The sequence below is a fragment of the Kitasatospora sp. NPDC034533 genome (assembly GCF_055575155.1).
In genome coordinates, this window is record NZ_JBVITE010000021.1 from 67,468 (window position 1) to 86,430 (window position 18,963).

Here is an 18,963-nt window from a genome sequence, read left to right on the forward strand (position 1 = left end):
CGCGCCGTTCATGAGGCCCATGGTGGAAAATTCGTCGCCGATCCGGGGACGCTGTCCGGCAGCCTGATCGGGTTCGAGCACCGGTAGTCCGCCATGACGGCCTTGGCGTGCTTCAGCGCGATGTCGAGGACGGCCCGGTGCACCTTCGCGGACGTCAGGTCGGCGAGCCGACCAGCCCTGACCGTGATCCCCACGTACGGCCGGCCGGTACCTGCGGTTTCGGGGTTGTCGCACCGGAACGCGACCCCCACCTCGCTCTGACCGACCCACCCCTGCACGTCCGCACCGAAGTCGAGCCGGCTCTTGGACACCTCCGCGCCCGCGCCGTAGAGGGCCTCCATGGTGGGCTCGTCCATCGATCGCACCTCGACCCGCAGGACGATGTCCTCCGGGTTCCGGCGGACCTCGCAGCTCTGCTCGCCCAGGACCGGGTGGAGCCGCGCGTGGCTGCCGTCCCGCCAGTAGTACTCGGCAAAGCTCCCCCGCACGTCATGCGCCAGCGGCGCGAGGTCGGCCCGGGTGAGCACCGACCAACACGCGTTGGCAGGCAGTTCCGCTGGTGCGTGGGCCGCACGCCACCACCACCCCGCCCCGGCGAGGACCATCACGGCGGCCACGGCAGCGAGCCACCGCGGCCTGAGCAGGTTCCGCTCAGCCATTGATCGCCCGGGTGAAGAGCCCGGCACTGCCGGTCGCGCCGTCTCGGGCCGAGTCCGCCGCCGCGGTGGACAGCGCCTCGATCTGCCGCGAGTTCAGCCCGGTCCCCTGAGCTGCGCTCTCCACCGCCCTCTTGGCCGCTTCGGCCGGACCGTTGAGGCCTGCGACGTCTGCGGCCGTGGCCGGGTCCACGGTGTTCGGGTCGATGTGGTAGCTCGACGTCAGCTGGTCGACGAAGTAGTTCACCGGCAGGGACATTCCCGCACCGATACCGGGAACGGCCCCCAGAACCCTGCCGCCGGTCATGGCCCAGACCGTCTTCCCCCACATGCCGTTCTGGTCGATGGACTTGTTGTAGGCATCCGCCTGGCCCTTCATCTCGTCCACCAGCCCGGCGGTCCGGCCCGCAGTGAGTATCCCAGCCACCTCGCCGCCGGAGTGCGCCGCGTTCCTCACGGCCTGGTCGAACTGGGCACCGTAGGTTTCCCGGTGCAGAATGACGTCCTGGATGTGCGCCGTCGTGTAGGCCTGTTGAGCCTGGGCAACGGCCCCGAACGCCTCGGGATTGCGGCCCAGCGCCCCCAGCAGCTTCGCGGTGTTCTCCTGGCCCAGGTGCGCGGGGGTACCGTAGGTCGTCAGTGTGTGGTCCTGCGGACTCATCGCCCCCTGCACGTCGCCCATGTAGGAGGCGGCCAGGTGCCCGAGGCTGGGCGCCAGGTCCGCGAAGTCAGCCCCCTTGTGGAGCAGCTTGGGACCGTCCTCGCTCCCGAAGCGATCGACCACGTCCTTCATCACCTTCGCCATTTCCGGCGAGTGCTGTTGCGGGAGGGTGTCCTGGGGCGCGTCGTAGGCGCGTCCGGTGGTGGCTGCCTCCAGCGCGTGGCCGAGGGAGAGCACGCCGGGCGACGCCGCATGGCCGCCGGGGAAGTCGTGTCCCTTCCAGACGTCCTGGAGCGGAGATTCGCCACCCCCCTGGGTCAGCGCCTTGAGGTAGGTGTTCGGCAGGTTGGAAGCCCTGACCGACCCGTCGAGGTTGTAGGCCGTCGCCGGGTCATGGAAGTACTGCAGCGAGGCCTGCGGGTTGTGCGCGAGCGCCTCCAGCACCCCGGCCATCGGGTTGAATCCTCCCTGCTGGGAGCCTGGCGGGGATCCGAGGAACTTCAGCTGGTCGAACTCCTTGTCACCCCAGTGCGCCGAGGTCCAGAACCCCTTCCACTCGCTCAGCTGGGTGACGTGTTCGGCGATCGGGTTGAGGAAGTGCGGATCGTACGTTCCGGTGCGCAGGATGTTCGCCAGGATCTGGTAGCCGAACGGCTGGTCGCCGACAACCGGCCTGCCGGGCGGCCACACCTCCGTCCTGGCGGCTCCGGCCCTACGTAGGCCCGCCTCCCAATCATCGGAGAGACGCGGGTAGTTGCGGGCATTGGTGGCGGTCGCCAGCGCCGTACCCAGGTTTCCCTGGAGTTCCGCGATGATCTGCGGCCGTCTGCCTCCCTTGTCCGCTGAGGCGACGGCCAGCTGACCGTAGTACTTGAGGAAACCGTCCGGCCCGAGCGACTGGTAGAAGGCGGTAGTGAACCGAGGGTCGCCGGCGTGTTCCTTCAAGGCCTTGTTGAGCTGGTCCAATTGGGCATCGCTGGCGTTCCCGGCCAACTTCAGGATGTCGGCGGCTTGCTTGGCCTGCTCCTCGACCCTGGCGCCGGGAGCCGGCAGGAAGTTGTTCTCGTTCTCACCCGTTGCGCCGGCGAGCGCGGTGACCGCAGCGGCGTCGGCGGCCGCCGCCCTCGCCAGAGCCTTTCCTATGCCGGCGGCCACCGCCTCCGCCTTGTGCCGATAGGTCCGTTCGTACTCCGGATCGTTCTTGTCCGTCCCGGTCGGGGGCGGCCAGTGGACGCCGCCGTCCTTGTCCACCGTCAGCGAGCCGTCGGCGGCCGTCTTGAGTACGGCCTCCAAGTCCGCCCTGGCTGCGGCGAGTTCGGTGTGGGCGTCACGCAAGGCCTTACCGATGGCGCTCGCTTCCTCGAACGCCGCGTCCATCTCGGTGCGGATCTTGGCGAGCGTGACAGAGGCCCGCTCGGCCGCGTCCCCGCGCCAGCCGGACCCTTGCAAGGGAGTCAAGATGTCGCCGGCGAGTTCACTGGAGAAATCCCAGTTCCGCACCAGTGATTCGAAACCCTGGGCCAGCAGTTCGAGGCCGTGGAAGCTCTCCCGCTTCAACTGGTCGATGGTCACCATGACAATGGGTCTCAGCTCTGTTTGAAGTTGGAAGCGTTCGCCTGTTCGGCCCGCGCGTACTGTTCGGCATTGCTGGACAGCGCGGTGGCGGCACCCGCGAGCATCTGCCCGGTCGCTCCTACCTGGCCGGCCCAGACGGAGTGCGCGTTCCAGAGGGCCCGCTTGATCGCCCAGCACGGCTCCATGTCCTCCGTGGCACCGACGAGTTCCCCGAAAGCCCCGTGGCACGCCTGGGTGAACTTGGCATGGAGGGTGTCCGCGTTGGTCGACGCCTTCCGCAAGGCCTCCGGGCTGACCTTCACCATCGGGCCGCCTCCCCCGACGGCCCCGACCACCGGTTCCGGCGACCACCCCGGGGGCTGGGCGCCGGCGGCCGCTGCCACGAGATCCGGAAACCGCTTCTTCGCGTCTTCCGTCAGGTTTCCGGAAGCGTCGAAGAGCCACGGATTCACCCGCCGCTCGAAATCCAGGTCGACCACCCGATTACCTCCCAGGAGTTCGGCGCCACTCGATCTCGACGAGCCGGGTTGGAGTCCCTGCCCGGATCGAGCCGATGAATCGCCCAAACGAGCGAAGCCACGTGGAAGCTTAGCTCTCAGGCCGGGCACCACACGGGAGTTGAGCTAGTTCTGAGGATCGAAGAAGAAGGCTCGACGACTACTGCCGTCGAGCCTTCGGGGCACTGCGGGCTCAGCCGGTCTGGATGGCGGTGTCGTCGATCACGAAGCTGGTCTGGAGCGAGGCGTCCTCGGTGCCGGTGAACTTCAGGGTGACGCTCTGGCCCGCGTAGGACGACAGGTCGAAGGTCCGCTGCTGGTAGCCGGCCGCCGCGTCCAGGTTGGAGTACGTCTTCAGCGTGGTGCCGTTGACCGCCACCGTCAGCTTGTCGTACGCCGTGGTGGTCGACGTCTCGGCGGTGTCGACGTGCAGCCAGAAGCTCAGCGTCGCCTTGCAGCCCGCCGGAATGGTCACCGTCTGGGACAGCGAGTCCGTGCGCGAGGAGCCGTAGCCGTCCAGCCACGCCTTCCACGAACCACCGTGGGCCGGCTGCGAGGTGCTGCTGTCCACCACGCCGCTGGACGCCGTCCACGGGGCGGCGCTGCCGGTCTCGAAGCCCGCGTTGCCCAGCAGCTGCGCCGGGGTGCAGCTGCCGCCGCCGGTGGAGACGGCCCAGGTGAAGGTGGTGGAGGCGGTCTTGCCGGCGGCGTCCGTGACGGTGACGGTCACGGTGGAGCTGCCCGCGGTGGAGACGGTGCCGGCTATGACGCCGGTCGAGGAGTTGATCGACAGCCCGGCGGGCAGACCGGTCGCGCTGTAGGTCAGCGGGGCCGTGCCGCCGGAGGCGTTGATCTGGAGGTTCACCGCGCCGCCCACCGTGGTGGACTGGTTGCCCGGGTTGGACACCGAGACGGCGCTGCCGGCCGGCTTGGTGAGCAGGCAGCCGGACACGTTGAGGTCGATGGCCCGGGTCGAGGGGTTCAGGCAGGTGGTGAACCAGTAGGTCTCCTCACCGTAGCTCTGGCCCTTGTAGACCTTGGTGGTGCCGTCGGCGGCCACCTCGCACGGGTTGTTGAGGGTGCACATGGCGCCGTCGTCGTTGCCGGTGTTGTTGATGCCGATGATCCGCCCGCTGGCGGACTCGACGATCGGCGAACCGGAGGTGCCGTGGGTGGTGTTGCAGCCGGAGCTGTAGCGCAGCGAGTCGTGCCAGGTCCACTGGTCCTCGCGCAGCGTGGGCACGAAGCCGTTGACGGAGCAGTTCCAGACCTGCTTCCAGTACGACGAGGGGATGTACATCGCCGCGCCGTCGGTCGGGTGGGCGTCGCTGATGGTCAGCGCGGTGGCGCCGTACTTGGAGGTGATCGACCCGTAGGTGTCGGTGAGTTGGTAGAGCGCGACGTCGGTGCCGGTCATCGTCGCGTAGAGCACCTTGTCGGCCTGGACGGTGCCCAGGCTGTTGCCCGCGCCGTCGAGCAGGGTGCCGCTGCGGCTGGCGGTGGCGTTCTGGATGACCTGGCCGGCCGAGGGCATGGTCGGCAGGCAGTGCCCGTTGGTGAGCATCAGCGCGCGGTCGCCGGCCACCGAGGTGGGGTAACGGACCAGCGAGGCGGAGCAGTTGCTGAGGGCGATGGTGGAGGTCAGGTCGGCCGCCCGGACCGCGTGCGCCGGGGCGGCGGCGAAGGCCAGCCCGCCCGCGACGACGGCACTCGTACCGGCCACCGCGACAAGTCTCTTGAACATGGCTCTCCTTGTGGGGGATCGCGGGGTGTACGACTGGTCGTCGACGTCCGCGCCGCACGAAAGTGCCATGGTCACTTCAAGGGGTCAACGGTTCGGACCGAACTGGCCGTCACGGATGCGCCCTTGTGGCGCGAATCGACCGGTCCGCGCTACGGCCGCGGAGCGGCGGCCACGCGACGGGCCGTCGTGCCGACCGTGCAATGGCCCGGTCAAGCGACCACCTCGTGATCGCTTGACCGGGGCCCGCACTCAGGAAGCTCCCAGGAGGTCAACTACGATCGGCCCCGTGCTCAGCCTCACCGGACTCCCGCTCCAGATCATCACCTCGCTCCTCGCGATCGCCGTCTTCGCCGCCACCATGTGGCTGTGGCCGAGGTTCGGCGGCAAGGGGTGGAAGTCCTGGCTGGGCCGGATCGGCGCCTTCCTCGCCACCCAGGTCTCGGTGCTGGCCGCGATGGGCCTGATCGCCAACAGCTACTTCGGCTTCTACAGCTCCTGGACCGACCTGCTCGGCACCAGCGGCGGACTCGGCACCGTGGTCGACCACCAGCCCAACGCCTCCGGGGTGGCCGTCACCGGCGAGCAGAAGTTCTACTCCGCCCAGGGCTCGGACCCGGAGCGCTCCGGACTGATCCAGAAGGTCGACATCAAAGGAGCGGGCAGCGGCCTGAGCACCGAGGCGTACGTCTACCTGCCGCCGCAGTACTTCCAGCCGGACCACGCCAAGCAGCACTTCCCGATGGCCCTGGTGCTCACCGGCTACCCGGGCACCCCGGAGAAGCTGATCTCGCTGATGCAGTACCCGGCGTCCACGCTGGAGGCGATCGAGCAGAAGAAGCTGCCGCCGACCGTCCTGGTGATGACCCGCCCCACCCTGGTCGGCGACCGGGACACCGAGTGCGTGGACGTGCCGAACGGCCCCCAGGTGGAGACCTTCTTCACCAGCGACCTGCCCAAGGCCCTCGCCACCACCTACCGGATCGGCACCGACCCGGCCAACCGGGCGGTGATCGGCAACTCCACCGGCGGCTACTGCGCGCTCAAGTTCGCGCTGCGCAAGCCCGACTCCTACCGCTCGGCGGTCGCCCTCTCCGGCTACTACAGCGCGGCCCACGACCCGACCACCGGCGACCTGTTCGGCGGCAGCGCCCAGCTGAAGCAGGAGAACGACCTGCTGTGGCGGCTGAAGAACCAGCCGGCGCCCCCGGTCAACCTGCTGCTGACCACCGCGTACGACGAGAACAACTACGACGAGACCAAGGCGATGATCGCCGCCTTCAAGGCCCCCACCACGATGTCCTCCATCACCCTGGACACCGCCGGCCACAACTTCCACACCTGGACCCGGGAGATCCCCCCGGCCCTGGAGTGGCTGGGCAGGCACCTCGCCGTGCCGCCGTCGGCGTGACGCCCGGCAGATCACACCCCCCTCACAGCCCCGTCTCACGGTTCTCTCACAGGCGCCGCCGACCGTATGGCGCATGACCACGAGCAGCTACTCCCCTCCGGCCGGCGAACCGTGGCCCGAGGCCGCGAACTACCCGCCGCCGGAGGTGCCGCGCCCGGCCCCGGTCCGGCCGGATCCGGCGCCGCTCTTCCCCGAGCAGCCCCTGCCGCCCGTCGGCCCCAAGGGCCCGGCCTCCTGGTCCGGCCGGCTGCGCACCCTCCCGGCCCGCGCCTGGCGCGGGCGCGCGGACGACCCGCGCTGGGTGCGCCCGGCCCTGCTGGCGCTGCTGGCCGCGACCGCCGTCCTCTACCTGTGGGGCCTGAGCGCCTCCGGCTGGGCCAACGCCTTCTACTCGGCCGCCGTCCAGGCCGGCTCCCGGAGCTGGAAGGCCTTCTTCTTCGGCTCCTCGGACGCCGCGAGCTTCATCACCGTGGACAAGCCCCCGGCCGCGCTGTGGCCGATGGCGCTCTCGGCCCGGATCTTCGGCCTCTCCTCCTGGTCGGTGCTGGCCCCGCAGGCGCTGATGGGCGCGGCGACCGTCGGCGTGCTGTACGCGACGGTGCGCCGCCGCTTCTCCCCGCTCGGCGCCCTGCTGGCGGGCGCCGCGCTGGCGCTCACCCCGGTCGCGGCGCTGATGTTCCGCTTCAACAACCCGGACGCGCTGCTGGTGCTGCTGCTGACGCTGGCCGCGTACGGGCTGGTGCGGGCGATCGAGGCGGCGGGCACCCGGTGGCTGGTGTTCACCGGAGTGGTGTTCGGCCTGGCGTTCCTCACCAAGACCCTGGCGGCCTTCCTGATCCTGCCCGCCTTCGCGGTGGTCTACCTGGTCGCGGCGCCCACCGGCTTCTGGCGGCGGGTGCGGCAGACCCTGCTCGCCGGCGCGGCGCTGGTCGTCTCGGGCGGCTGGTGGGTGGCGGTCGTCGAGTTGGTGCCGGCCTCGGCCCGCCCGTACATCGGCGGCTCGCAGGACAACAGCTTCCTCTCACTCACCTTCGGCTACAACGGCCTCGGCCGGGTGAACGGTGACGAGCGCGGCAGCGTGGGCGGCGGCGCCCGGATGCCGGCCGGGCTCGACCTGCCGGGCGGCGCGGCGCGCGGCGGCGCGATGCCCGGTGGCGCGATGCCCGGTGGCGGCGGCCGAGGCTGGGGCCAGACCGGGCTGACCCGGATGTTCGGCACCGACATCGGCGGGCAGATCGCCTGGCTGCTGCCGGCCGCGCTGATCCTGCTGGTGGTCGGCCTCTGGGCGACCCGCCGCTACGCCCGCACCGACACCGCCCGCGCGGCCTTCCTGGTCTGGGGCGGCTGGCTGCTCTCCACCGCGCTGGTCTTCAGCTTCATGTCCGGGATCTTCCACCAGTACTACACGGTGGCGCTGGCCCCGGCGGTCGCGGCGCTGGTCGGCATGGGCGTGGACGGGCTGTGGCGGGCCCGGCACCGGGTGCCCTGGGCGACGGTGCTGGCCGGGACGCTCGCGGTGACGGCGGTCTGGGCGTTCGTCCTGCTCGGCCGCAGCTCGGACTTCCTGCCGTGGCTGCGCTGGGTGGTGCTGGCCGGCGGGCTGGCGGCGGCGCTCGCGCTGGGCGCCGGGCCGTTCGTCGGCCGGGTCTCCGGCCGCACGGGCGCGCGGCTCGCCTCGGTGGCGGGTGTGGTGGGCCTGGCGGCGGCGCTCGGCGGCCCGGCGGCGTACGCGGTGGACACCGTGAACACCCCGCACACCGGCTCGATCGTGACCGCCGGGCCGGGGGTGCAGGGCGGGTTCGGGCCGGGCGGCGGACGCCAGGGCGCCAAGGGGTTCCCGGGCGGGGGCGACGGCGGCGGGCGCTGGTTCGGGCAGGGCGGCCAGGGCGGCTCTCAGGGTGGTCAAGGCGGCCAGGGCGGTCCCCAGGGCTTCCGCGGTGGGCAGGGCTTCGCGGGCGGTGGGCAGGGCTTCGGCACCGGCGACGGCCAGGGCTTCGGCGGCGACGGCTCGGGCAACGGCCGCCACCAGCGCGGCACCGGTGGCACCGGCGGCGCCAGCGGTACCGACGGCGGCACCGGCGGCTTCCCCGGCGCCCAGGTCCCCGAGGCCATGGGCGGTCCGGTCGGCAGCATGGGCGGCCTGCTCGGCGGCACCAAGGTGAGCGACGAGGCGGCCGCCCTGCTCAAGGAGAACGCCGGCCACTACACCTGGGCGGCCGCCACGGTCGGCTCCCAGAACGCCGCCGGCTACCAACTGGCCACCGGCGAGCCGGTGATGGCCCTCGGCGGCTTCAACGGCACCGACCCCTCGCTGACCCTGGACGGCTTCCGGAAGTACGTCCAGGAGGGCAAGGTGCACTGGTTCGTCGGCGGCGGCTCCCACCGCGGCTTCGGCGGCGGCGCGGGCGGCGACGAGGGCGGGCAGGAGAACGAGTCCACCCAGATCGAGTCCTGGGTGGCGTCCCACTTCACCGAGAGGACGGTCGGCTCGGCCACGTTCTACGACCTGACGGCGCCCACCTCCTGACGCCTGGTCGCCACAACTCCCCAGGGAGCGTGCCGCGTTCGCGCGGCACGCTCCCTCGACGCGCTCAGTCGGACGGGCAGGACGTCCCGGCCGCCGGCATCCGGCCGTCCACCAGGAACCCGGCCACCGCGTCCCGGACGCAGCCGCTCTTGTCGTACGCGGTGTGCCCGTCGCCCTCCCGGGTGAGCAGCACCCCGTGCTCCAGCCCGGCGGCCAGCCGCCGCGCCCAGGCGTACGGGGTGACCGGGTCGTCGGTGGAGCCGATCACCAGGATCGGCGCGCTGCCCGGCGCCCGGATCACCTGCGCGGGCTCGGGCGAACGGAACGGCCAGGAGCGGCAGTCCGGGTCGAGCAGGGTGCCGATCGGGGCGTGTCCGCTGGTCAGCGGGGCGCGGGCGGCGAGTTCGGCGAGGTCCGCGCGCAGTTCCGGCTCCGGGGGCGTCGGCGGGCCGTCCACGCAGGAGATCGCGGCGAAGGCGTCGGCGGCGGTCCGGTAGCCGCCGTCCTCGGTGCGGCCGTCGGCCTCGTCGGCGAGGGCCAGCAGGCCTTCGGCCCCGCCCCCGCCGACGGCCGGTCCGAGGGCCTCGCGCAGCCGGGGCCAGGAGCGGCGGCCGTCGCTGAGCACGTTCAGGGCGGCGTCCCAGCCGAGCGCCGCGGTGAGGGTGCGACCGTCGGCGGCGCGCAGCGGGTGTTCGCGCAGGCCGTCGAGGAAGCGGGCGAGGCGCCGCGGGGCGGCGGCCGGGTCGCTGCCGAGCGGGCAGGTCTCGCCCTCCTCGGTGGCGCAGGCGGTGGCGAAGGCCCGGAAGCCGGCCTCGGCGGCGGCGGCCTGTTCGACGCCGAACCGCCCCGGGTCGGAGCCGTGGTCGACGGCGCCGTCGAGGACGAGGCGGCCGGTGCGTTCGGGGAACTCCTCGGCGTAGCGCGCGCCGAGGTGGGTGCCGTAGGAGAAGCCGAGGAAGTCCAGCTTGGCCTCGCCGAGGGCGCCGCGCAGCACGTCGAGGTCGCGGGCGGTGTCGCGGGTGCCGAGGTGCGGCAGCAGGTCGGCGTGGCGGGTGCGGCAGGCCTCGGCGAGGACCTTGCCGTGGTCGTAGCCGGGGTCGTCGGTGGCGTTCCACTCGTCGCGGGTGCGGTCGTCCAGACAGTGGACGGGGGTGGTGTCGCCGGCGCCGCGCGGGTCGAAGCCGACCAGGTCGTACCGGTCGTGCAGCGGCCCCTGGAACCCCTGCCAGCCCCACCGGACCATCGCCGTACCGGAGTTGCCGGGGCCGCCGGGGTTGAGCAGCAGGGCGCCGAGGCGCCGCCGCCGGTCGGCGGCGGGCACCCGGGCGAGGGCGACGTCGACGGTGGGGCCGCCGGGGTCGGCGTAGTCCAGCGGCACCTTGAGGGTGGCGCACTGGACGGTGCCGTCCTGGTCGGGGCAGGGCCGCCAGTCGATCCGCTGCTCGTGGAACGCGCGCAGGGCCGGGGCGACGCCGGCGGCGGTCCGGCCGTCCAGCGGCGGCCGGTCGCCTCCGCCCCCGGTACAGCCGCTGAGCAGCACGAGCGCGAGGGCGGGCAGCGCCCACCGGGGGCGCCGGACGAGTCGGGGCGACCGGGGGAGGCGGATGAGCCGGGGCGACCGGGTGAGGGGCGACCGGGGGAGGCGGGAGATCGTCGGGGCCACCGCCCACGAATACCATCCGGCCGCCCCCGGGCGCATCGCACCCGGCCTCTCACGACGGCGATTTAACGTTTCGTCAGCCGCGTTCGGTCAGCCGCCGCACTGCTGGAGCATGACCTTCTTGTCGGCCTCGGTCACGGGCAGCTGGTACTTCAGCGAGACCTGGGCGAAGCGCACCGCGTAGGAGCAGCGGATCTCGGTGTTGGCGGGCAGCCAGTTCGCCGGGCCGGAGTCGCCCTTGGAGGCGTTCTGCGAACCGTCGGCGGGGAGCAGGTTGAGCGGGTCGTTGGCGATCTGGACGCGCTTGAGCTTCTCCCACTTGCTGGCGCCCATCTGCCAGTCGTAGGAGAGCGGCATCACGTGGTCGATCTGTATCTTGGTGGCCTGCTGCTTGGTCCACTGGACGGTCTTGCCGGTGTACGGGTCCCAGATGGTCATCGCGGTGACCGTGCAGTCCGAGCCGTCCTTGTGCTCGACGCCCGTGCCGTCCCGGGCGAGCAGGTCGTTGCGGGTGTCGCACTTGTTGCCGCCGAACGGGACGCCCTCGACGTTGTCCGTCCAGGCCGGGCCGAACTCGTTGCGGTCGTAGCCGTCCTTGGGGCCGATGGCGGCGGTGGTGACCTTGGCGATGATGTCCCGGCCGGCCTTCTGCTCCTCGGGGGTGGTCAGCGGCGCCAGGCCGGGCTTGGTGCCGTCCGGGTTCAGCAGCGGGCTGGTGCCCTTCCCCCCGGCGGGTGCGGCGGTGCCGCCGTCGGCCTTCGAGTCGGTCGACTTGTGGTCGCGGCCGCCGATCAGCCAACCGACCAGCGCGAGCGCGCATATCAGGAACACGGTGGCAGCGGACATGGTGGTGCGGCGGGCGGGCACGGAGAACTCCCGGAGTCAGGGGCGGGGTGACGGCGAACCAGCAGATCAGCCACCCCAAGAGAAGGTCAAGCCGACGCCACGCGCTGCCCCTCGGCATGTCGAAGCTCACACCGGCTCAGCTCAGCCGCCGGGTCGTCCTCGTGCGCGCCGAGGGCCCGGGCGGGCAGGCTGGCCCCATGCACACCGCCGCCCCGCCACCCGCCCGATCCGGTCCGGCCACGCGATCCGAACCGGCCACGCGATCCGACCCGGGCGCCGAATCGACCACCGGACCGGCCACCGGACCGGGCCCGGCCGCCGAACCGGTCGCCGCCCTGGTCCTGGCCGCCGGGAGCGGGCGGCGCCTCGGCGGCCGGCCCAAGGCCCTGATCCGGTACGGCGACCGGCTGCTGGTGGAGCACGCGGCGGCGGTGGCCCGGGCCGGCGGCTGCCCGGAGGTCACGGTGGTGCTGGGCGCGGAGGGCGGGCGGGTCCGCTCCACCGCCTTCCTGCCGGGCTGCCGACTGGTCGACAACCCGGACTGGGCACAGGGCATGGGCACCTCGCTGCGGGCCGGCCTGACCGCGCTGGCGCCGCGCACCCCGGCGGTGCTGGTGCTGCTGGTGGACACCCCGGGCGTCACCCCGGCCGCGGTGTCCCGGCTGCTGGCCGCCCACCGCGCGGGCGCCGAACTGGCCGCGGCGGCCTACCACGGACGGCGCGGGCACCCGGTGCTGATCGGCGCCCGGCACTTCGCCGAGGCGGCGGCGCGCGCCCGGGGCGACGCCGGCGCCCGCGCCCTGCTGGCGGCCCACCCGGCGGAGCTCGTCCTGGTCGAGTGCGCCGACGTCGCCGTCCCGGACGACCTCGACACCCCCGCCGACCTGGCGCGCTGGTCCGCCGGCCGGCCCTCCCGGCCGGGCATCCCCCTGGGGGAGGAGCGCGCCCCCGCCCGAGGGACCGGGGCTCCCTGATCCGACCCTGAGGATTGCCCCATTCCGCGCCCGGCGCCGGACATTTCGGGGAGCATGGAAATCGCCCGACTGCACCCGACACCGACGGACGGAGCCCGCGATGGCAGGACTGCCCGACGACTTCACCGGACACGACCCCACGCGGCCGGGGCCCGGCGGTGGCGCCCGGGCGATCCGCTGCCCCGCCTGCCGCCGCGAGCACCTCTACGAGCCGCCCTCCCTCCCCTGCCCGTGCGGCGCCTCGCTCAAGGTGCCGCTGCTGCGCGGCGGGGTGCCGGTGCAGGTGCGCTTCCGCTCCTGGGAGGACTCCTGGCTGAGCATGCGCTGTCCGCACTGCGGCCGCTCCGACCAGTGGCCGCAGCCCGAGTTCACCTGCAACTGCGGCGCCACCGTCCGGCTGCCGGTGGACCGCACCACCCGGCTGGGCAGCGGCACCGCCGCCCCGCTCGCCGCCCCCGGCCCGCAGGCCGCCCGCCCGTACCCGGCCCACCCGGCGAGCGCTCCCGCCCCGGCCCCGCCCGCACCGTCCCCGGCCGGCCGGGCCCGCCCGTTCCGCCACCGCGCGCCGTTCCGCCCGCACCCGGTGCGCACCTCGCAGGACGCGGTGTTCACCGCCGCCCGCTACCTGGAGTGGCTCGGCTTCGACGACCTGGAGCTGACCGAGGCCCAGGAGCGCGACGGCGTCACCCTGCTGGGCAGCCGGATGGTCGCCCAGGTGGACACCTGGACCGAGCCCGCCGACGTGAAGTCGGTCGAGTGCCTCTGGCTCCAGACCCTGCACGCCGAGGAGATGGCCGCCGCGATGTTCACCCTCGCGGGTTATTCGCACCAGGCCACCGTGCGCGGCGAACAGCTGCTGGTCGCCCTGTTCAGCCTGGATCTGGCGGGTGTGCCACAGCCCGCGAACGGCGCCGCCGAGGCCCTGATGGAGACCGGCTGGACGTCCTGACCGACCGGCCGGCCCCGCCGGGGCCCACCCCGGCGCTCCTCTAGATCATTTCTCCTCCGAAAGCAACAACCTTCGCTCGTGATCTGGTGCACAAGCTCACCCCCGTGTTGAATTGCCGCCACAGCGCGGGCCTTTCGCCCCGCCGTCGCGATGTGCACGGGTCGTGGCGGCGGGGCCCCAGGGGTGGGTCCGTGCCCTTGCCGGATGGCGCACACAAGGAGGTGGCGTTGTCGGAGCACGGATGGGACCCGAGCGGCCCGGACGGGCGGGGGCGGGCGGCACCGGAGGAGCCGGGTGACACCGTGTGGCGGCTACGGTCCCGGGGGTGCTGGCAGGAGGCCGCCGACCTGCTGCGACCGACCGCCGAACACGACCCGACGGCCGCCCTCGGACGGGCCGAACTCCTCATCGAGCAGTGCCTGTTCACCGCCGCCCACTGGACCCAGGCGGAGCAGGCGCTGCGCCTGGCGGAGGCGCTGGCCGCCGGAACCGAGCAGCGCGCGGCCGCCGCCTGCGCCCGCGGCTTCCTCGCGTACGTGGCGAGCGTGCTCGGCCCCCGGGACCGGCTGGACGAGGCGCAGGCCGCGCTCGGCCGCACCTCGGCCCTGCTGCCGCCGGACGCCCCGGGCCGCCCGCTGCTGGACTTCCGGCGCGGGCTGGTCGCCGAGAACCTGCTGCGCGACCGCAGCGCCGCCTGGATCGCCTACCGCCGGGCCCACGACGGCGCCGGCGAGCGGGGGGACGAACTGCTGCGCTCGTACACCTGGCGCCACCTGGCCGCGCTGGCGCTCTCCCGTGGGGACCGCGGCAACGCCCGGGAGGGCTTCGACGCCTCGCTGCGGCTGCGCGAGCAACTCGGCTTCACGGTGGGGGTGGCCCCGGCGCTCGCGGCGCTCGCCGAGGTGTCCGAGCCGGCCGAGGCCGCGCGGCTGCGCGCCGAGGCGAGCCGGCTGGTGGCCGCCCTGGGCGGGGTGCCGGTCTGGCTCGCGCGCCAGTTGGGCGCGGCCCGCGCGCCGGGGCCTCCCCCGGAGGGGCGCATCGCGAGCGAGACCGGAGGAACGATCGGCTAAGGTGAGGCTAACCTGGCCGGGTCGAGCAGTGCCCCGGCCAGGTCAGTCTTGCCGTTCCCCGGGCACCGCCATGCCCCGGTCCGGCCGCGTCCGGCGCGCCACCGCCACCGGGCACCGCCGGGCGGAGACCATGGGCGCCCCGCTCGACCCGATGGGGCCGCCCATGACCGCGAGCAGCACCCGGCCCGGCCCCGCGCCGCACGCCCCCCGCACCCCCGGGACGCGCAGCGCCGTCCCCGCTCCCGCCGCACCCGCCACCCCGGGCGCCCCCTCCTACCGCCGGCTCTGCGCGCTCACCCCGGTCCTGGCGGTGCGCTGCGCCCCGCCCCGCGACACCGGAGGCTGGCTGCCCGCCGCCGACCTCGCCACCCGCCCCGAGGCGGTGCGGGAGCTGATCGCCCACGACGCCCGCCGGGGCCTCGCCCGCTACGGGAAGCCGCTGCGCCCGGACGTCGCGGCCGGGTTCGGGCTGCACCGCTTCGTCTGGCCGGTCTCGCTGCTGTTCACGCTGCCGTGGTTCCTGGAGCGCCGCGTCCCGCTGCTCGGCCTCGGGGACGTCTCGCTGCGACGGCACCCCGACCGGGTCGAACTCACCGTCCGCGCGGCGGAGTTCGCCTGCCTGCCGGAGGACCCGGAGGCCGGCTCCGGCCAGGCCCGGACGGCACCGGACGAACCGGCGCTGGCCGCCGAACTGCGGTCCGCGCTGGGCGCCTTCCTGGCCCCGGTGCTGACCGCCTTCGGCCCGGAGGCGCGGCGCGGGCCCCGGGTGCTGTGGGCGATGGCCACCGACGCCGTGGTGGAGGGGCTCTGGTTCGCGGGCGGGCTGCTCGGGGAGCGGGAGCGTGAGCGGGCGCGCGCCGAACTGTCCGCGCTGCTGGCGCCCGGCGCGGACGGCGGGCCTGGCCCGGCCCCCTTCACTCCCGGCGCCGGCTTCGCGCCCCCGGCGGCCCCGGGCGACGGCCCTCCCGCCCCGGACCGGTGCCGGGCCAGCTGCTGCCTCGTCTACACGGCGGAACCGGCCGACATGTGCCACGGCTGCCCGCGCCTCGCGCGACGCTGACGTACGCCCCTCCGCCGTCGCAGCGGACCGCGCCCGGCGGTGAGCTGCTGCCTTGCCTACGCGGCAGAACCGGCTGACATGCGCAACGGGCCGCCCCTCACACGCCCCTGACGTACGCCCCTCCGCCGTCGCGACGGACACACCCAGGGCGAGCTGACGCCCCGCCTACGTAGCGGAACCGGCCGACATGCGCAACGGGCCGCCCCTCACACGCCCCTGACGTACGCCCCTCCGCCATCGCGACGGACACACCCAGGGCGAGCCGATGCCCCGCCTACGTAGCGGAACCAGCCGACATACGCAACGGGCCGCCCGCGCCTCGCACGCCCCCCGACCCCCACACCCCTCCGCCGGCGCGACGGACGACGAGCCCAGGGCAGTCCCCGGGCTCTCCCACCGCGACGACCCGGGGCCGGAACCGGAGGGGCGGTCAGGCCGCCGCCGTCCCCGGGCCGCTGAGCTCGAACCACATCCGCTTGCCCGAACCGCGCGGCTCCACGCCCCAGGAGTCCGCGAGCGCCTCCACCAGCATCAGCCCGCGCCCGGACGAGGCCTGCTCCCCCGGTGTCCGACGGGTCGGCCAGAGGTCCGACTCGTCCTCCACCTCGACCCGCAGCCGGGTCCGGCCACCGTCCGCGTCCGGCTCCCGGTAGAGCCGGGCGGTGAACATGGCGTCCCGGTCGGTGTGCCGGATGGCGTTGGTGACCAGCTCGGAGGAGAGCAGCTCGGCGGTGTCGATGAACTCGGCCACGCCCCAGCGGCGCAGCGCGTCGCGCAGCTCGGCCCGGACCTCGGCGACCCGCGCCAGGTCGGCCTGGCCGATCCGGCGGCGCAGCTGCTGGGCGGCCAGGCCGCCGGCCGGGCCGTCCCAGCGCAGGAGCAGCAACGCTATGTCGTCCTCGCGCTCGTTGGAGTCGGCGGCCTGGGAGGCGATCCGGTCGGCCAGTTCCTCCAGCGGGTCGCGGGCGGCCTGGGCGGCGTCCGGCAGCTCACGGGCCAGCGCCCGGGTGAGCCGGGCGATGCCCTCGTCCAGGTCCATGCCGCGCGCCTCGACCAGGCCGTCGGTACAGAGCAGCACCGTCTCGCCCGGGTCCAGGCTGAACCGGGTGACCCGGTACTCCTGGTCCGGGTCGATGCCCAGCGGCAGCCCGCCGGCCACCGGCACCACGGCGGCGGTGCCGTCCGCGCGGCGCACCACCGGGTCGAGGTGGCCGGCCCGGACGGCGTAGACCACGCCGTAGTCCACGTTGACCTCGGCATAGGTGCAGGTCGCGAAGTGGTCGGTGTCCAGGTCGGCGAGGAAGCGGGAGGCGCGGGCCATCACGGCGGCGGGCGGGTGGCCCTCGGCCGCGTAGGCGCGCAGCGCGATCCGCAGCTGGCCCATGATCCCGGCGGCGTGCACGTCGTGGCCCTGGACGTCGCCGATCACCAGGCCGACGTGCCCGCCGGGCAGCGGCACCACGTCGTACCAGTCGCCGCCGATCTGGAGGCCGGAGCCGGCCGCGAGGTAGCGCACGGCGGTGGTCACGCCGGGGACGGACGGGACGGTGCGCGGCAGCATCACCCGCTGGAGTCCGGCCGCCAGCTCGTGCTCGGCGTCGTGCAGCCGGGCCCGGGCCAGCGACTGGGCGACCAGCCCGCCCAGGGTGGACAGCAGGGTGCGCTCGTCCGTGTCCAGCTCGCGCTCGTCGTCGAAGCTGACCACGCAGACGCCGATCGCCCGGCCGCTGGCCACCAGCGGCAGGTACGCCCAGGAGGCCCGGCCGCCGCGGCTGGTCGCCTCCCACGCCTCGGGGTAGCCGTCGCGCAGCTCCTCGCGGTTCGAGACGAAGACCGGCGCGCGCTGGCGCAGCGCCTCGGCGGCCGGGTGGCCGGGCGGCAGCACAGCGCGGTCCCAGACCGCCAGCGTCTCGGAGCGGTAGCCGGAGGCACCGAGGATCTGGGTGCGGCCGGCCTCGAAGGAGGCGAGTACCAGGCCGTCCGGCGGCAGCCCGGGCAGCGGCAGCTCGGTGAACACCCGGGCCACGTCACGCACGGTGACGGCCTCGGAGAGGGCGCGCGCCGCCTCCTTGATGAACCGGGAGCGCTCCTCGCGCAGCAGGGCCATCCGATCCGCGTGGTCGCGCTTGTGCAGTTCGACGGTGGCGTCCCAGACGAAGCCGACCATCCGGGAGGCCCGGCCGAAGGCGTCGGCGAGCACCCGGCCGCGGAAGCGCACCGCGCGCATGCCGTTCGCCCCGACCGTGCGGTAGTAGGCGCCGCACTGGCCCAGCTCGGCCACCGCCCGCTCGACCCGGCGGCGCACCACGGGCGCGTCCTCGGGGTGCAGCAGGGCCAGGAAGGAGGCGGCGGTGCGGTCGAAGCGGCCGCGCTCCAGCGCGTCCAGTCCGACGATGGCGCAGGCCCGCTGGTCGCCCTCCAGGACGTCGCGGCGGATGTCCCAGTCGAAGGAGCCGATGCCGTTGGCGGCCATCGCGGGCTCCAGCCAGTCCGGCATGGTGTCCGCGGTGTCGGGCGGCAGTCCGCCGGAGAGCACCGGTGCCAGCCGGGCGGCGGCGAGGCTGGGGGACGGCCGGGCCGCGGCGCTGCGGCGCGACGGCTGGGCGGGCGGGCGGGCCCGGCCGGTCCCGGCGGTGGTGGGGCCGGCCACGGGCTGGCCGGAGGTGCGCCGTTCCACGGCGCCCGGCTGTTCGGCCACGCGCGGCTCCACCGCTCCCGGCTCCGTGTCTCCGGGCCCGACGGCTCTCACTTCCACGGTCCCTGGCCCGACGGCTCTCACTTCCACCGTCCCGGGCTCCACGGTTCGAGGCCGCAGGGGTCGCGGCTGCGCCGTGCGCGGCTCGACGGCGGGCGCCGCGCCGGGCGGAAGCGCCGGCCCCGACGACTCGGGATCAGTGGGCATGCTGCTCCTGCCGCTGCCGTGGCGGACCGCGCCGACCGTCCGGCCGGGCCGCGTGGCGGTGTGATGGGTCGTGCTGGATAGGACGGTGCGCCGGACGGTGACCAGTCGAGGTCCGATCTCCCCGCTGCTTCCCGCACGTGGACACACATTCCCACCATCCTGGCCAATGTTCGGCCGAGCGGCAATGCCAACGGGCCGGAAATCTTCCGTTCCGCCTTCTGTTCAGGGCTTGCTTCGACAGCGAATCAATCGGCGCCGAACCATCGTACGGCCCTTCGAACGGCGGTGAGCGCGGCCGGTGGCCGGGCCCGGCGGGCGGGGACGGGAACCGGCTGGGGACGGAGCCCACGGGAACGGGACGCGCGGGCCGAACGGGGCTCAGGGCGCGCGTCAGGGCGTGGCGCTCACGGCGTGGCACTCACCGCGCAGGGCTC

At 74.0% G+C, this 18,963-nt stretch carries 13 protein-coding genes; 6 read left to right on the top strand and 7 right to left on the bottom strand.

Annotated features, from left to right (window positions below; genetic code table 11):
- Positions 1–8: 8 nt before the first annotated feature.
- The 4 genes from ACZ55U_RS17550 to ACZ55U_RS17565 all read right to left on the bottom strand — a co-directional run bounded on the left by ACZ55U_RS17550 (position 9) and on the right by ACZ55U_RS17565 (position 5,133).
- Positions 9–659 (bottom strand): hypothetical protein, encoded by a 651-nt coding sequence (locus ACZ55U_RS17550; protein ID WP_465527016.1) that lies wholly within the window; start codon positions 657–659, stop codon positions 9–11.
- Positions 652–2,892 carry a hypothetical protein gene (locus ACZ55U_RS17555; RefSeq protein ID WP_465527017.1) on the bottom strand — a complete coding sequence of 747 codons (2,241 nt, stop codon included), beginning with the start codon at positions 2,890–2,892 and terminating at the stop codon, positions 652–654. The genes ACZ55U_RS17550 and ACZ55U_RS17555 overlap by 8 nt, the downstream gene beginning before the upstream one ends.
- A gap of 11 nt (positions 2,893–2,903) precedes the next feature.
- The gene (locus tag ACZ55U_RS17560) at positions 2,904–3,371 is read right to left on the bottom strand and encodes a WXG100 family type VII secretion target (RefSeq protein ID WP_465527018.1); all 468 of its coding nucleotides are present in this window, start codon (positions 3,369–3,371) and stop codon (positions 2,904–2,906) included.
- Between the two features lie 211 nt (positions 3,372–3,582).
- Positions 3,583–5,133, bottom strand: a complete 1,551-nt coding sequence (locus ACZ55U_RS17565) for a putative Ig domain-containing protein (RefSeq protein ID WP_465527019.1) — start codon at positions 5,131–5,133, stop codon at positions 3,583–3,585.
- Positions 5,134–5,419: 286 nt separating this feature from the next.
- On the opposite strand from ACZ55U_RS17565, the gene ACZ55U_RS17570 reads away from it, so the two are divergent.
- A complete protein-coding gene (locus ACZ55U_RS17570; protein WP_465527020.1) occupies positions 5,420–6,541 on the top strand; it encodes an alpha/beta hydrolase in 1,122 nt (373 codons plus the stop codon).
- A gap of 73 nt (positions 6,542–6,614) precedes the next feature.
- Positions 6,615–9,068: a glycosyltransferase family 39 protein gene (locus ACZ55U_RS17575; protein WP_465527021.1), complete on the top strand. Its 2,454-nt coding sequence runs from the start codon at positions 6,615–6,617 to the stop codon at positions 9,066–9,068.
- Between the two features lie 64 nt (positions 9,069–9,132).
- Here the strand turns inward: ACZ55U_RS17575 and ACZ55U_RS17580 are convergent, their stop codons facing one another.
- Both ACZ55U_RS17580 and ACZ55U_RS17585 read right to left on the bottom strand, forming a co-directional pair.
- Positions 9,133–10,731 (bottom strand): alpha/beta hydrolase, encoded by a 1,599-nt coding sequence (locus ACZ55U_RS17580; protein WP_465527022.1) that lies wholly within the window; start codon positions 10,729–10,731, stop codon positions 9,133–9,135.
- An 87-nt stretch (positions 10,732–10,818) separates the two neighbouring features.
- On the bottom strand, positions 10,819–11,574 hold the full coding sequence (locus ACZ55U_RS17585; protein ID WP_465527049.1) for an HNH endonuclease family protein: 756 nt from the start codon (positions 11,572–11,574) through the stop codon (positions 10,819–10,821).
- 197 nt (positions 11,575–11,771) lie between these two features.
- On the opposite strand from ACZ55U_RS17585, the gene ACZ55U_RS17590 reads away from it, so the two are divergent.
- From ACZ55U_RS17590 to ACZ55U_RS17605, 4 genes are all read left to right on the top strand, one after another.
- Positions 11,772–12,548, top strand: a complete 777-nt coding sequence (locus ACZ55U_RS17590) for a nucleotidyltransferase family protein (RefSeq protein WP_465527023.1) — start codon at positions 11,772–11,774, stop codon at positions 12,546–12,548.
- A gap of 100 nt (positions 12,549–12,648) precedes the next feature.
- A complete protein-coding gene (locus ACZ55U_RS17595) occupies positions 12,649–13,497 on the top strand; it encodes a hypothetical protein (RefSeq protein WP_465527024.1) in 849 nt (282 codons plus the stop codon).
- 227 nt (positions 13,498–13,724) lie between these two features.
- Positions 13,725–14,567, top strand: a complete 843-nt coding sequence (locus ACZ55U_RS17600) for a hypothetical protein (protein ID WP_465527025.1) — start codon at positions 13,725–13,727, stop codon at positions 14,565–14,567.
- Between the two features lie 163 nt (positions 14,568–14,730).
- Positions 14,731–15,627 carry a (2Fe-2S)-binding protein gene (locus ACZ55U_RS17605; protein WP_465527026.1) on the top strand — a complete coding sequence of 299 codons (897 nt, stop codon included), beginning with the start codon at positions 14,731–14,733 and terminating at the stop codon, positions 15,625–15,627.
- Positions 15,628–16,057: 430 nt separating this feature from the next.
- On the opposite strand, the gene ACZ55U_RS17610 is transcribed toward ACZ55U_RS17605, so the two are convergent.
- On the bottom strand, positions 16,058–18,325 hold the full coding sequence (locus tag ACZ55U_RS17610; RefSeq protein ID WP_465527027.1) for an ATP-binding SpoIIE family protein phosphatase: 2,268 nt from the start codon (positions 18,323–18,325) through the stop codon (positions 16,058–16,060).
- Positions 18,326–18,963: the final 638 nt, after the last annotated feature.

Excerpts from the sequence above, each read along its gene's own strand:
- ACZ55U_RS17550 (WP_465527016.1), bottom strand. The coding sequence starts at position 659 with ATGGCTGAGCGGAACCTGCTCAGGCCGCGGTGGCTCGCTGCCGTGGCC.
- ACZ55U_RS17555 (WP_465527017.1), bottom strand. The coding sequence starts at position 2,892 with ATGGTGACCATCGACCAGTTGAAGCGGGAGAGCTTCCACGGCCTCGAA.
- ACZ55U_RS17565 (WP_465527019.1), bottom strand. The coding sequence starts at position 5,133 with ATGTTCAAGAGACTTGTCGCGGTGGCCGGTACGAGTGCCGTCGTCGCG.
- ACZ55U_RS17575 (WP_465527021.1), top strand. The coding sequence starts at position 6,615 with ATGACCACGAGCAGCTACTCCCCTCCGGCCGGCGAACCGTGGCCCGAG.
- ACZ55U_RS17585 (WP_465527049.1), bottom strand. The coding sequence starts at position 11,574 with ATGTCCGCTGCCACCGTGTTCCTGATATGCGCGCTCGCGCTGGTCGGT.
- ACZ55U_RS17590 (WP_465527023.1), top strand. The coding sequence starts at position 11,772 with ATGCACACCGCCGCCCCGCCACCCGCCCGATCCGGTCCGGCCACGCGA.
- ACZ55U_RS17595 (WP_465527024.1), top strand. The coding sequence starts at position 12,649 with ATGGCAGGACTGCCCGACGACTTCACCGGACACGACCCCACGCGGCCG.
- ACZ55U_RS17605 (WP_465527026.1), top strand. The coding sequence starts at position 14,731 with ATGACCGCGAGCAGCACCCGGCCCGGCCCCGCGCCGCACGCCCCCCGC.